The organism is Nocardiopsis sp. CNZ308 (genome assembly GCF_004217075.1).
This window is the reverse complement of record NZ_SHKJ01000001.1, coordinates 2,873,827-2,886,803: the sequence shown is the minus strand read 5'-3', so window position 1 is coordinate 2,886,803 and position 12,977 is coordinate 2,873,827. Positions and strand designations below refer to the sequence as shown.

The 12,977-nt window shown below is 74.6% G+C and carries 12 protein-coding genes; 4 read left to right on the top strand and 8 right to left on the bottom strand.

The window, feature by feature from the left end; genetic code table 11:
- Positions 1 to 63: 63 nt before the first annotated feature.
- Together EV372_RS12545 and EV372_RS29045 are read right to left on the bottom strand one after the other, a co-directional pair.
- Positions 64 to 681: a DUF1707 SHOCT-like domain-containing protein gene (locus tag EV372_RS12545; RefSeq protein WP_130396145.1), complete on the bottom strand. Its 618-nt coding sequence runs from the start codon at positions 679 to 681 to the stop codon at positions 64 to 66.
- A gap of 84 nt (positions 682 to 765) precedes the next feature.
- Positions 766 to 915 carry a hypothetical protein gene (locus tag EV372_RS29045; RefSeq protein ID WP_156095243.1) on the bottom strand — a complete coding sequence of 50 codons (150 nt, stop codon included), beginning with the start codon at positions 913 to 915 and terminating at the stop codon, positions 766 to 768.
- Between the two features lie 108 nt (positions 916 to 1,023).
- On the opposite strand from EV372_RS29045, the gene EV372_RS12540 reads away from it, so the two are divergent.
- Entirely contained in the window at positions 1,024 to 1,392 is a 369-nt protein-coding gene (locus tag EV372_RS12540; RefSeq protein ID WP_130396144.1) for an MFS transporter, read from the top strand.
- On the top strand, positions 1,389 to 1,973 hold the full coding sequence (locus EV372_RS29240) for a hypothetical protein (protein WP_197044252.1): 585 nt from the start codon (positions 1,389 to 1,391) through the stop codon (positions 1,971 to 1,973). The genes EV372_RS12540 and EV372_RS29240 overlap by 4 nt, the downstream gene beginning before the upstream one ends.
- On the opposite strand, the gene EV372_RS12530 is transcribed toward EV372_RS29240, so the two are convergent.
- Positions 1,970 to 4,450, bottom strand: coding sequence for a PEP/pyruvate-binding domain-containing protein (locus tag EV372_RS12530; RefSeq protein WP_130396143.1), 2,481 nt, complete (start codon positions 4,448 to 4,450; stop codon positions 1,970 to 1,972). The two genes, EV372_RS29240 and EV372_RS12530, sit on opposite strands and share 4 nt — an antisense overlap.
- Before the next feature lie 269 nt (positions 4,451 to 4,719).
- Here EV372_RS12530 and EV372_RS12525 point away from each other — a divergent pair, with 269 nt between their 5' ends.
- Both EV372_RS12525 and EV372_RS29040 read left to right on the top strand, forming a co-directional pair.
- Positions 4,720 to 5,115, top strand: a complete 396-nt coding sequence (locus tag EV372_RS12525) for a hypothetical protein (RefSeq protein WP_130396142.1) — start codon at positions 4,720 to 4,722, stop codon at positions 5,113 to 5,115.
- A gap of 16 nt (positions 5,116 to 5,131) precedes the next feature.
- Positions 5,132 to 5,809 (top strand): hypothetical protein, encoded by a 678-nt coding sequence (locus tag EV372_RS29040; RefSeq protein ID WP_156095242.1) that lies wholly within the window; start codon positions 5,132 to 5,134, stop codon positions 5,807 to 5,809.
- Positions 5,810 to 5,891: 82 nt separating this feature from the next.
- On the opposite strand, the gene EV372_RS12510 is transcribed toward EV372_RS29040, so the two are convergent.
- The 5 genes from EV372_RS12510 to EV372_RS12490 form a co-directional block, all read right to left on the bottom strand.
- Positions 5,892 to 6,527, bottom strand: coding sequence for a class I SAM-dependent methyltransferase (locus tag EV372_RS12510; protein ID WP_130398898.1), 636 nt, complete (start codon positions 6,525 to 6,527; stop codon positions 5,892 to 5,894).
- Between the two features lie 38 nt (positions 6,528 to 6,565).
- On the bottom strand, positions 6,566 to 6,937 hold the full coding sequence (locus EV372_RS12505) for an STAS domain-containing protein (protein WP_013156533.1): 372 nt from the start codon (positions 6,935 to 6,937) through the stop codon (positions 6,566 to 6,568).
- 408 nt (positions 6,938 to 7,345) lie between these two features.
- Positions 7,346 to 8,464 carry a methylmalonyl Co-A mutase-associated GTPase MeaB gene (gene meaB / locus EV372_RS12500; RefSeq protein WP_130396139.1) on the bottom strand — a complete coding sequence of 373 codons (1,119 nt, stop codon included), beginning with the start codon at positions 8,462 to 8,464 and terminating at the stop codon, positions 7,346 to 7,348.
- Between the two features lie 140 nt (positions 8,465 to 8,604).
- Positions 8,605 to 10,821 (bottom strand): methylmalonyl-CoA mutase, encoded by a 2,217-nt coding sequence (gene scpA, locus EV372_RS12495; RefSeq protein WP_130396138.1) that lies wholly within the window; start codon positions 10,819 to 10,821, stop codon positions 8,605 to 8,607.
- Entirely contained in the window at positions 10,818 to 12,782 is a 1,965-nt protein-coding gene (locus EV372_RS12490) for a methylmalonyl-CoA mutase family protein (protein ID WP_130396137.1), read from the bottom strand. Before EV372_RS12490 ends, scpA begins: the two co-directional genes overlap by 4 nt.
- Positions 12,783 to 12,977 lie beyond the last annotated feature (195 nt).

The window sequence follows — 12,977 nt, the reverse complement described above, 5'->3', positions numbered from 1 at the left end:
TGATGGGAGTGGCGTGCGGACAACGGGCTGGATCCGCCGCACGGAACGCTTCGGGCGGGGCGGCTAATCCTGCTTCGGGTTGCTGTTCAGCTTGCGCCGTTCCCAGCGGTTGGGGTGGCGGATGACCACCCCCGCCATGCCGCCGGATCCGGTGAGCCGGATCAGCGGGGTTCCCGCGAGCCGGTCGGGGGTCGTCTTGTCCTTGAGACCGCCCATGCCGGGGTCCACGCCACCGGTGTCCGCCGCCCAGCCGTCGGGGATGACGATCGTGACACCGGCCGCCTCTCCGTAGGCCTCCACCACGACCTCCGTGAAGCGGCACTCGACCCGGCTGAAGTCGATCTTCACCCCGGCTATGCCCCCGTGGGCGATCACGTGCCCGGGCACCTCCCAGCGCCCGGGGCCCAGGGACGCGCCGTGCATACCGCCCTTGACCACCAACGGCGGCCGGCTTTCGGGGAGCTGCGGCTGAGGCAGGTCGGCGGTCAGGACGGCCAGCTCGGCGTGCGTCTTGGAATTCAGCGCCTGCTCCAGGCGCGTATCCAGCTCGTCGAGGTCGATGCGCCCCTCGGCCGCCGCGTCGCGCAGTCGCTCCACCACCGCGTCCCGGTCGGCGTGGGAGGCGCGCAGGTCCGCGGGGGGAGCGGTGCGCGCGGGGGGCTTGGGAGGCTGGGCGTTCATGACCCAAGGATAAGAGCGGACGAACCGGACTGTACATCTCGGAGGCCGAACCCGTCGGGGCCGCGGGTGCCGGTGTCCCCGTGGCTAGCGGTAGTACACCCCGATCCGGGAGCCCGCGACCTCCTCGACCCGCACGTCCAGGACGAACACGTCCCGCAGCACGAGGTTGACGTGTGTGCTTCGGGACGCGGCCGGGGCGGAGCGGGTTCGGGTCCCACGGGCCTGTCTGGCCACAAGCGGCCGTGGCCGCCTCGGACACCCCCCGGGTGGGTAGGTTCTCCTCGCGGCACGCACGAACACCGCGCCACGGCCCCGTCGACTCCCCCACCGAAGAGGACCGCAGTGAACCTCCACCTGCCCTACCTGATCGGGCCTCTCCTCCTCCTGCTGGTGGGCCTCTTCGCACTGGTCTGCTGCTTCGCCGCCGCGCCGGAGCGCCGCACGCTCACCGGGCTGGGCGCGGCGGCGCTGCTGGCCTCCTCCGTCCTGTCCCTGCTCGACCAGCTCCTCTCCGGATGGCTGAGCGAACAGGTGGCGGACTCCGAGACCACCGCGCTGATCACGAGCGTGTCGTACTACCTGTCCGCGGCCCTCCTCGGCGCGGGCATGCTCCTGCTGGTCCTGGCCGCCACCCGGAGGACGTCGCGGGCCGGACCGCCCCCTCCGTCGTTCTCCCCCTTCGACGGACCGCACGAGGAGGCCTGGCGATGACCGAGCAGGGCCCCGACCTGGTGCGCTTCCTCCTGTCCCTGCTGACCGTCGTGCTCCCCCCTCTGCTGGCGGGGGTCCTGGCGCTGACCCTCGCCGGGAGGGCTCCCGGCGGGCGCGGCTTCGTACGCGCCGGAGGCGGCCTGCTCGTACTCCTCAGCGTCGTCCAGGGGACCCGGGAACTCTGGTTCCGTTTCCTCTTCCTCCCGTCCTTGGTGGAGAACGGTGAGGTGCCGGTCCCGTTCCCGGTGCTGTTCGCCCTCGACATCGGGGTCCACGTGCTGCTCGCGGTGGCGCTCGTCCTGCTGCTGTGCGCGGTGATCAGCTCCCGGGGACGGCGGCACGCGCCCCGGGGAACCGTGCCGCGACGGCCGGAGCCGCGGCCGGAACCACGGGGCGGACGGCCAAGCGGTGCCCCGTACGGCGGTGGCCGGTCCTCCGCGCACGCTTCGAACTCCCACGCGGCAACGGGCGATCCCGGCCATCGCGGCGACGCTTCCGACGGCGGGGGCGGCCACCATGACGGCGGCGGAGGCGGCCACAACGGCGGCGGGGCCGACGGAGGCGGCGGGGGCGGCTTCTAACCCTCCACCGGTCCGGGCTCCTCCGGTCTCTCCCCGTCCTCGACGCGGACCGTGCCCGCGGCGCCGTCGACGGTGATCCGCTGCCCGTCCCGGATCACCTCGGTCGCCCGGGGAATACAGATCACGGCGGGGATGCCGTACTCCCTGGCCACCGTCGGCCCGTGCGCGATGGTGGACCCCGTCTCCACCACCAGCCCTCCGGCGGTCATGAACAGGGGGGTCCATCCGGGATCCGTGCTCTGGGCCACCAGGATCTCCCCCGGTTCCAGCGTGGCCCCGGCCGGGTCGTGGACCACCCTCGCCACCCCGGTCACGGTTCCCGAGGAGGCGGGCACGCCGAGGAGTTCCCCGTCCCGTCCGGAGGTCGGTGCGGGCAGCGCCGCCTCCACGTCGGTGCCGTCGGACAGCAGGACCGGGGGCACCCGGCGGCGTCCGCGCTCACGCAGGTACCCGGCACGGCGCTCGGCGACGAGCGCGCGCTGGTCCGCTCCCTCCACCAGGGCGCGCGCCTCCGGCATGCGGAGGAACATGATGTCGTCGGGCGCGTCCAGCCGCCCCGCCCCGGCCATCTCGGCGCCGACGAGGAGGAGCTGCCGACGCGTCTCGGCGATGGCGAACAGCCAGGAGAACTTGGGGTACTCCCGCATCCCGGCCAGGGCTCGCGCACGGTCGAAGGAGAACGACGCCAGACGCGCGCGGACGGGCCGGGAGGCGAGCGCCCTGCGGACCAGCGCGTCCCGTGTGCGTTCGGCCTCGGCGGCGGCCCGGGCGAACCTCCGGTCGGGTTCCTGCTCCGGGTCGCTCACCCGCAGGTAGTTGGCGATCGCAGCGAACAGGGGCGCGGGGTCCTCCGACCACCGGGGCACGCCCACGTCGACCTCGGCGGCGCCGCGGTGCCCGTACCGCTCCAGGAAGTCGTCGAGACCGATGTCGGGAAGCGTCCCGGCCCGGTACCCGGACGCCAGTTCCTCGGGAGGGGTCTCCCTGAACAGCTCGCCGTGCCCGCGCGCCCCGACCGCCAGCCGCCACAGCGCCAGGTCCATCTCCGTGGTGACGTTGTGCGGCATCCCGCCGAGGACGGCGGCCACCTCGCCCGGTTCGGCGATCCCCCCGAGCAGGAGTTCGGGCGCCCTGGCGGAGAGGATGGCGACGCACAGGGGCCCCATCATCGGGACCATCCCCTCCGTCAGGGCCTCGTTCTGGAGGTCCATCGCGTGCTGGAGCCGCTCCCCGGGGGTGAGCGCGTGCTCCGGCTCGCGGGTGGCCCGCTGCCGGAGCACCGCACCGGCCCGCAGGAAGCGTCGCCTGGCGTCGTCGGGGTCGACGAGCGCGGCCACGGCGTCCCCGAGGACCCTGCCGGTGAGCGGCAGCGCCCGCGCGACGGCCCCGACCGCCCTGCCCCAACCGATCCGGCCGCCCGGACGTGCGGCGAACCGAGGGTCGTCCAGGAGTGAGCGGACGGCGGCCGCGGCCCGGGGGCCGTAGACGACCATGCTGCCCGGCAACGCGCCGCGGATCCAGCGGTTGCGCAGGTAGGGGGTGAGGTCCAGGTAGAACCTGCCCGCCACGTCGACCACCGCCGCGTCTTCGCCGTCGGGGCCGGTGCTCCGGGAGCCGAGCCACGCGGAGGCGATGATCCCCATCGCGGACAGGCCCATCGGGGTGAAGGGGCGGAGCATGCCCTGCATGTTGCCGACCTCGAAGTAGGCGCGGGGCCCGTCGTCGTGGTGGTCGGGCAGCGGGAAGAGGGTGGTGACCGCGCGGGACTGGAGGATCCAGGGGGTTCCGTCGCGGTCCAGGGCCCACTCGACGTCCTGCGGTGAGCCGAAGTGACGCTGGAGCCGCTGCCCGGCGGCGTGCAGCGCCGCCACCTCCTGCGGGGACAGGCACCCGTCGTCCGGTCCCTCGGTCCCGCCGTCCGCGGCCACGACGTAGTGGTCGGGCCGGACCGTGCCGTCGACCACCGCGGTCCCGAGGCCGGGAACGGCGTCCAGGACGGTCTCGCCCCGGGTGCCGGTGACCGGGTTGGCGGTGAACAGCACCCCCGCGGCCCGGGGCTCGACCATGCGCTGCACGACGACGGCCATGTACACCCCGTCGTCGTCGATGCCCCGGTCGCGCCGGTAGGCGACGGCGCGGTCGGTCCACAGGGAGTCCCAGCACCGGCGAATGGCCGTGAGGAGGTCGTCGCTGCCCTCGACGCCGAGGTAGGTGTCCTGCTGTCCGGCGAAGGAGGCGTCCGGCAGGTCCTCCGCGGTCGCGCTGGACCGTACCGCCACCCGGCCGCCGCCGAGGGCCTCGTAGGCGGCGGTCACCTCCTCCTCCGGCAGCCTCCCGGAGCGGTGGGCCTCGGTGGTGACGCAAAAACCCGGCGGCACGGGTTCTCCGGCCGCGATCGCCCCGGCCAGCCCGGCGGCCTTGCCGCCGACCAGGTCGGTCTCCACCCCGCCGATCCGATCCAGTTCCACCACGAGCACGACGTCACCTCCGGCTGTTGTGCGACCGCTTCCCATGTTCCTCGCCGGAGGCGGGGGCCGCCATAGCCGGAAGGGAACTGTGGAAAACTCCTGCGGCGGGCCCGCCGTCCCACCCCGCGTACGCGGACCGCGGCGCCCCGCCGCCACCGCGGACGGTCCCGCCGCCCCGTCCCGCGCGGGCGACGACGGTCCCTCTCGCCGGTGCTGACCAGGCGAAAAGCCCGGCGTGAGAGTCTGGATCCGCCCGCGACCCCCAGGAAAGGCCCCGGATGCACCTGATCTCCCCTCTCTACACCGTCTCCTCCGTCGTCTCCCTGTTGTTCGAGGGCGTCTACCTGCTCTTCGGCGTCCTGGTGCTGGCCCTCAGCGGCGTGGTGGCCTCCGACCGCAGGGGGCTCGTGGCGACGGGCGGCGCCCTGATCGTCCTCAGCGCCCTCGGCGACCTGGCGGTCCAGATCTGGTCCTTCACCCCCATGTACGCGGGCGTGGACATCGCGGTGCACACCATGGTGCTCCCGGCCCTGCACCTGGTGTTCACGCTGCTCTTCGTCGGCGGCCTGCTCGCCCTGGTGCTGGCCGCGGCGAGGCGCCTCACGGCCCGGACGGCCGCTCCGCCACCGCCGCCCGGCCACCGCCCCGGTCCGCAGCCCTTCCCGACCCGCTGACACGAGGAGCCCTCCGATGTCCTCCCTCCCCACGATCCTGGGTCCGCTCCTCTACGTCCTCGGCACGGTCCTCCTCCTCGCGGTGGGGGTCACCGCCCTCGTCCGCGCGAAGGGATCGCCCTTCCCCGGCGCCGTCCGGACCGCGGGGGCGCTGCTCACGGCCGCCGCGCTCGTCCAGGTCGCGAGCTCGGTGGCCTCCTTCGCCGTCGGGGCCATGGACCTGTCCTTCGAAGCGGTCATGACGGCCACCGGGTTGACGAACGTCATCGTGGAGCTCCTGTACGGGCTCCTGGTCACCGGAGCGCTGGTCGCGCTCGCCGCGGCCCTGGTCCGCTCGAAGTCCGCCGCAGCCCGCGCCGCCGGTCCGGCCGCCTCGGGCCCCGCGGCCGGTCACGCGTTCGCACCGCCCGCGACCGGCCAGCCGTACGGGTTCGGGCAGGCCCACCCGGCGCCGCCCGAACACGACCGCCCCGGGTACGGATACGGCCACCCCGGCGGCGGGCCCGCAGGTCACCCGGGGCCCGCAGGTCACCCCGGACCGGAGGGCCACCAGCCCCCGCCCGGTGGACCCGGGGGCGGCACAGGCTGGAGCCCGGGCGGCAGCGGGGGTTCCGGCGGCGGCGCGGGCCCCTCCTCCGACGGCGGGGGAGGCTCCTCCTCCGGTGACGGCGGCGGTGGCGGTGGCGGAGACTGATCTCCGGCGGACCGGCCCCGCACAGGGGTGCGACCGGCTCGCCGCGACCGACACGAAGCGACCGGCCTGACCTCGAACGGGGTCAGGCCGGTCGTGTGTAGACCAGGGAGTAGCGCCAGAACAGCAGCCGCCGCGGACGTGCGCCGGGCAGCACCTCACCGGCCTCCTCCGCGATCTCGCGCAGGCCCATCTCCGGGTCGCGCATCGGCATCTCGGCGGTGGGCCCCGCCTTGTGCGGGTTCGGCGTGCCGGTGAGCGCGCGGCCCAGCCGCAGGCCGGCCCCGATCACCCACTGCGGGCCCAGCGCGGCCAGGCCGGTCGCGACGTCGGCGGCGTCCCTCTCGGCGTACAGGCCGAGGACGGCCAGCGTGCCGCCGGGGGCGAGGGCGGCGGCCATCCGTTCGAGCGAGGGCCCGAACGGCATGTGGTGGATACTGGCGATCGAGCTGACGAACCCGTACCCCCCGGGAGGCGGCTCCGTCTCCTCCAGCGCGGCCACCCGGTAGTGGACCGGCAGCCGGGCGGGCGTGCGTTCACGGGCCATGGAGACCATCCGCGGTTCGGGGTCGATCGCGTCGACGGCGATCCCGCGTGAGGCCAGGGCCCTGGCGAACCTACCGCCGCCGCACCCGACGTCGAGCGCTCGGGTGCAGTGCGGGGGCACGTGGCGGAGGAGGTGTTCGTGGTAGTGGCTGTTGTGGTCCCAGGAGATGTCCACGGGACTGGGGGGAAGGACTGGACCCATACGCCCGGAGGCTATCCGGCCTGGCGCTTGGCCTCCAGTGCCTCCATGGCGGCGACGGCGGTGGCCACGGTCTGGTGGACCGGGACCTGGCGGTGCAGGCCGACCAGGCGGACGACCTTGGTGACGCGTTCGTTCAGAGCGGCCAGCGCCAGCGATCCGCCCAGTTCACGGACGGTTCTGTAGGCGTTGATGATGACGTTCAGACCGCTGGAGTCCATGAAGTCCAGAGCGGACAGGTCCAGGATCAGCCAAGGACCGTGGTCCTCGACGGCGGACTGGATGTGCTCCTGGAGGTCGGCGGCGGTCGCGATGTCGAGTTCTCCCTCGATCGCGACGATGACACTGCGGCTCTCCACCCGCGTGCTCAGCCCAAGCCTGTGCACGTTCACTCCTCCCGGCCCCACGTTGAGATGGTGAGGGGTCCCTTCGCTTAACCATACGCAGACCGGCGGACCACGCCCACCCGGACCGGCGCCACTCCCACAGAGCCGGTCCGACGTCAGGGGGGAGCGTATGGTACGTCCGCGAGCCTGGTAAGTCGTTGGACACACACGGTATAAGCGAACCGCCCGTTCGGGAATGGCATACCGGAAGAAATTTTCGCCTCCTGGGCACGAACTCGGCGGTGAGCGCCCGTTATCTACCGTTGTCCCCGGGTCATTTCATGACATGGGATGTGCCATGGACGCCCGGGCAACGCTGCACGGCGGCGCCGCCGTCACGGAACGTTCACCCGATGGACGGAACCCGCGTCCCGTCCGGGGAGGCGCGGGGCCGCGCCTCCCCGGCGTTCACCCGTCGGACGGACCCGGGTCCCGGGAGGGCTCCGTGCCGCGCTCCGGCCCCGCGCCTCCTCCGGGTCCACCCGGCGGAGGGAACCCGCGGTCCCGGGTGAAGGAGTCCAGCAGCGTGCGCGCGGCGAGGGTCGCCGTGGTCTCCCCCGACCGCACCCGCTCCTCCGTCCCGGGCAGGAGCGAGGCCACCCGGGTATCGCGCAGGAAGGCGTCCATGAGCTGGTCGCGGACCTGGTCCCACATCCAGCTGACCCCCTGGCGGCTGCGGCGCTCGGCCAGCGCGCCGTCGCTCTCCAGCACCGCGCGGTGCCGGGTCACGGCGTCCCACACCTCGTCGAGCCCGTCGCCGGTCAGGCCGCTGCACGTGAGGACCGGCGGACGCCAGTCCGGGTGCACCGGCTGGAGCAGCCGCAGCGCCCGCGACAGCTCGCGGGCCGCCTTGCGCGCGTCGTCGGCGTGCGGTCCGTCGGCCTTGTTGACCGCGACCACGTCCACCAGCTCCAGCACGCCCTTCTTGATGCCCTGGAGCTGGTCGCCCGTGCGGGCCAGCGTGAGGAAGCAGAAGCAGTCCACCATGGCGGCGACCGCGACCTCGGACTGGCCGACGCCCACCGTCTCCACCAGGACCACGTCGAACCCGGCCGCCTCCATGAGCAGCATGGTCTCCCGCGTGGCCCGGGCGACGCCGCCCAGGGTCCCCGCCGTGGGCGAGGGCCGGATGAACGCGTTGGGGTCCGCCGCCAGGCGCTCCATCCGGGTCTTGTCACCCAGGATGCTGCCTCCGGTGCGCGTGGAGGAGGGGTCCACGGCCAGCACCGCCACCCGGTGCCCGGCCTTGGTCAGTCGGGTGCCCAGCGCGTCGACGAACGTGGACTTGCCGACGCCGGGGACCCCGGTGATCCCCACCCGGCGGGCCCCGCCCGTGTGCGGCAGCAGCCGCACCAGCAGTTCCTGCGCGGCGCGCGCGTGGTCCGGGCGGCGGGACTCCACGAGGGTGATCGCCCGCGCGAGGGTGGGCCGGTGCCCGGCCAGGACCCCCTCGGCGAGGGCGTCCACGTCCACCGGGCGGCGCCGCCCCGAACGCCGCGCGCCCGGCACGGAACCCTGCTCCGCCACGCCTGCCTCCCTCTTCCCGGCCCGGGGGCCGCGTCCCGGCCCGGCCGGTCCTGCCCCTGCCGGGCCCTCGCCCGCCGCGTCCTCCGTGTGCCCGCGCCGCCGGGGCGGCCGGCCCCGCGGTCGGCCCCCTGGCGTCTCCCCTACCCCAGCCGTTCCTCCAGCTGGTCGAGCAGGTCGACGGCGGCCTCGGCGATGACCGTCCCCGGCGGGAAGATCGCCGACGCGCCCGCCTCCCGCAGCGGCGCGAAGTCCGCCGGGGGGATGACCCCGCCCACCACGATCATGATGTCCCCGCGGTCCAGCCTGGCCAGCTCCTCGCGCAGCGCGGGCACCAGGGTCAGGTGCCCCGCGGCCAGGGAGGACACCCCGACCACGTGCACGTCGGCCTCCACGGCCTGCGCGGCGACCTCGGCCGGGGTCTGGAACAGCGGGCCGACGTCCACGTCGAAGCCCAGGTCGGCGAAGGCGGTCGCGATCACCTTCTGGCCCCGGTCGTGGCCGTCCTGGCCCATCTTGGCCACCAGGATGCGGGGGCGGCGGCCCTCGTCCTCGGTGAACTCCTCCACCCGGCGGGTCACGCGCTCCATGAGGTCGGCCGCGTCGGCGCTGCCCGCCGCCTCGTCCCTGTACACACCCTGAATCGTACGGATCTGCCCGGAGTGGCGGCCGAAGACCCTCTCCATGGCGTCGGAGATCTCGCCCACGGTGGCCTTGGCGCGGGCCGCGTCGACCGCCGCCGCCAGCAGGTTGCCCGTCAGGGCCTCGTCCGCCCGGGACCCGCCCCCGGCGGCCGCGGTGAGCGCGTCGAGCGCGGCGCGCACCCGGTCCTCGTCGCGCTCCTCGCGCAGGCGGCGCAGCTTCTCCAGCTGCTGGGCGCGCACCCGGGAGTTGTCGACCTTGAGGACCTCGATCTCGTCCGCGGTGTCGGGGCGGTACTTGTTGACGCCGATCACCGGCTGGCGGCCCGAGTCGATGCGCGCCTGGGTGCGGGCGGCGGCCTCCTCGATGCGCATCTTGGGCAGCCCGGCGTCGATCGCGGCGGCCATGCCGCCCGCCTTCTCCACCTCCCGGATGTGCTCCCAGGCCTTGGCCGCCAGCTCCTGGGTGAGGCGCTCCACGTAGTAGCTGCCGCCCCAGGGGTCCACGACGCGGGTGGTGCCCGACTCCTGCTGGAGCAGCAGCTGGGTGTTGCGGGCGATGCGCGCGGAGAAGTCGGTGGGCAGGGCCAGCGCCTCGTCCAGGGCGTTGGTGTGCAGCGACTGGGTGTGCCCCTGGGTGGCGGCCATCGCCTCCACGCACGTGCGGACCACGTTGTTGAACACGTCCTGGGCGGTGAGCGACCACCCCGAGGTCTGGGAGTGGGTGCGCAGGCTCAGCGACTTGTCCCTGGTCGCGCCCAGGTCCCTGACCAGGCGCGCCCAGAGCAGGCGGGCGGCGCGGAGCTTGGCGACCTCCATGAAGAAGTTCATGCCGATCGCCCAGAAGAACGACAGGCGCGGCGCGAACGCGTCCACGTCCAGCCCGGAGCGCTGCCCGGCGCGGATGTACTCCACGCCGTCGGCCAGGGTGTAGGCCAGCTCCAGGTCGGCCGTGGCCCCGGCCTCCTGCATGTGGTAGCCGGAGATGGAGATGGAGTTGAAGCGCGGCATCCGCTGCGAGGTGTAGGCGAAGATGTCGGAGATGATCCGCATCGACGGCCGCGGCGGGTAGATGTAGGTGTTGCGGACCATGAACTCCTTGAGGATGTCGTTCTGGATGGTCCCGGACAGCTTCTCCGGCGGGACGCCCTGCTCCTCGGCGGCCACGATGTAGAGCGCCAGGACCGGCAGCACCGCGCCGTTCATGGTCATGGACACGCTCATCCTGTCCAGCGGGATCCCGTCGAACAGCTGGCGCATGTCGTAGATGGAGTCGATGGCCACGCCCGCCATGCCGACGTCGCCCGCCACCCGGGGGTGGTCGGAGTCGTAGCCGCGGTGGGTGGCCAGGTCGAAGGCGACCGACAGGCCCTTCTGCCCGGCGGCCAGGTTGCGCCGGTAGAAGGCGTTGGACTCCTCGGCGGTGGAGAACCCGGCGTACTGGCGGATGGTCCACGGCTGGTTGACGTACATGGTCGGGTAGGGCCCGCGCAGGTAGGGCGGGATGCCGGGCAGTCCGTCCACGAAGTCCAGGCCCGCGCGGTCGGCGGGGGTGTACAGCGGCTTGACGCCGATGCCCTCGGGGGTCTCCCACTCCAGGGCGTCGGCGGCCTTGCCGGTGCCGGCCTCCAGCGCTCTCTGCCAGGCGGCGTGTCCGGAGGCGGTGTCGCCCGAGAAGGCGGGGAGCCGCGGCGGGACGTCGGAGAAGTCGGGGATCATGCGTGCGCTCCCTCGGCAGTGGCGGACGGTGCCGGCGGATCGGTGAGCAGGACGTCGACCAGGTCGGTGAGGAGGGCGACGGCGTCGCACCCCCGGTGGGCGAAGGCGTCGACCCCGGCCTCGCGGTAGGCGTCGTCGGGCGCGCCCGCGAGCAGGACCCGGAGGGCCCCCGCGCGCCTGAGCGCCCGCGCGGCGTCCCCGGCCTGCTCGGCGTAGACCGCGTCGGAGGAGCAGAGCACGGCGACGCGGCTGCCCGAGGCGGCGAAGGCCTCCGCGACGGCGGCGGCGCCGTCGAGCGGGCCGGGTTCGTGGGAGGCGATGCCGCCCGCGGCCAGCAGGTTGGCCGCGAAGGACGCGCGGGCCGTGTGCGCGGCGACCGGGCCCAGCGTGGCCAGGAAGGCGGTGGGCCGTCGGCCGGTGTCGCCCGCGCGGGCGTCGCTGCGGTCGCGCAGCGCCTCGTAGTCGTCGGCGTAGCGGCGCACCGGGAACCCGCCGGGGCCCGGGGCCAGCGGGCGGGACCGCGCCGCAGGCGTCGTTTGAGGGCGGGTGGGGTCGGCGGGCCGCACCAGCGGGACCTCGTCCGCGTTGGGGAACTCGCTGACGCCGGTGAGCGGGGAGCGCCGGTGGGCGAGGTCGAGGCGGCGGCGCGTCCACACCGCGTCCACGCGCTCGCGCAGCAGGCCGTGCTCGACGGCCTCGGCGGCCCCGCCCCCGGCCTCCAGTTCCCGGAAGAACGCCCAGCCCGCCCGGTACAGGTCGCGGGTGAGCGCCTCGACGTAGAAGGAGCCTCCGGCGGGGTCGATGACCCGCGCCAAGTGGGACTCCTCGATGAGCAGGGACTGGGTGTTGCGGGCGATGCGGCGGGCGAAGTCGTCGGGCAGGCCCACGGCGGAGTCGAAGGGGGCGACGGTGACCGCGTCGGCTCCCCCGACCCCGGCGGCGAAGCAGGCCACGGTCGTGCGCAGCATGTTCACGTGGGGGTCGCGCCGGGTCATCATCGCCTCGGATGTGGCGGCGTGCAGGCGCATGGCGCGCTGGTCGGCGGGCACCCCGCTGGCGTCGAGGACCTGGTCCCACATGGCGCGGGCGGCGCGCAGCTTGGCGATGACGCCGAACTGGTCGGCGTTCGCGGCCAGGCGGAACTCGATGCGCCGCGCGGCGTCGGGCAGGTCCATCCCGGCGGCGTGCAGGGCGCGCAGGTAGGCGGTCCCCGCGGCGACGGCGAAGCCGAGTTCCTGGGCGTCGGAGCCGCCCGCGTTGTGCACGAGGCGGCCGTCGGCCACGAACAGCCCCAGGCCGGGGCGCCCGCGGGCCAGCTCCGCGGCCAGGCGGGCGGGGTCCATGACGTCGGGGCGCTCACCGGCCAGGGCCGCGGTGCCGAGGGGGTCGATGCCCAGGTGGGAGATGATCCGGCCGTCGGGGACGCCCGCGTCGGCGTGGGCGTCGAGCAGCGCGGTGGCGGCGTCGGCGTGGTCGGCCCCGGCGTCCAGGACCACGGGCGCGAGGTCGAGGTGGACGTCGCCGAGGGCCCGGCCGAGCGCGGAGACGGGCAGGCCGGTGCCGCCGGCGGCGATCCACAGCGAGCTGACGCCGTTCATGAGGTCGGCGTGCAGGCGCCGCCGCAGGACGTCCGGGTCGGCGTCGGTGTGGCGGGCGCGGATGTCCCAGCCCTCGGGGACCGACCCGCCGGGCCGGTGGCCCCGGGTGAAGGGGGGCAGCCCCGGGAAGCCGGGGTCGGCGGCCGGGGGGTCGCCGGTGTAGAGGGGTTCGATGTCGAACCCGTCGTAGGTGTGCGTGGCCAGTGCCGACTCGGGTGTGTCGGCGAGCCGGTCCTCGGGGACACCGCTCTTGCGCAGCACCCCCGCCACGAGTTCGCGCCACCGCTCGTGTGTGGCGGCGGGGAACCCGTCGGCCGGGTTGGGGGCGCCGGATCCGGCGGCCCCGCTCTCAGGGACGTCCATATAGTGGATGGTAGAGAATCTCGTTCGGTCGCGCCGCCCCGGGGTGTGGGGCGCGGCACACCCCGGCGCCGGCCCCGGCCCGCCGGAGGACGCGCCGGACCCCTCCTCCCGCGCCGCCACGCCCCCGCCCCCGGGGATTGCGGCGCACGCGCACGGCCGCGGCGGCGTGTGCGCGCCTCCTCCCCTGCTCACGGC

Coding starts and splice junctions, on each gene's coding strand:
- EV372_RS12525 (WP_130396142.1), top strand. CDS start 4,720: ATGCACCTGATCTCCCCTCTCTACACCGTCTCCTCCGTCGTCTCCCTG.
- EV372_RS12490 (WP_130396137.1), bottom strand. CDS start 12,782: ATGGACGTCCCTGAGAGCGGGGCCGCCGGATCCGGCGCCCCCAACCCG.
- EV372_RS12545 (WP_130396145.1), bottom strand. CDS start 681: ATGAACGCCCAGCCTCCCAAGCCCCCCGCGCGCACCGCTCCCCCCGCG.
- EV372_RS29040 (WP_156095242.1), top strand. CDS start 5,132: ATGTCCTCCCTCCCCACGATCCTGGGTCCGCTCCTCTACGTCCTCGGC.
- scpA (WP_130396138.1), bottom strand. CDS start 10,821: ATGATCCCCGACTTCTCCGACGTCCCGCCGCGGCTCCCCGCCTTCTCG.
- EV372_RS29240 (WP_197044252.1), top strand. CDS start 1,389: ATGACCGAGCAGGGCCCCGACCTGGTGCGCTTCCTCCTGTCCCTGCTG.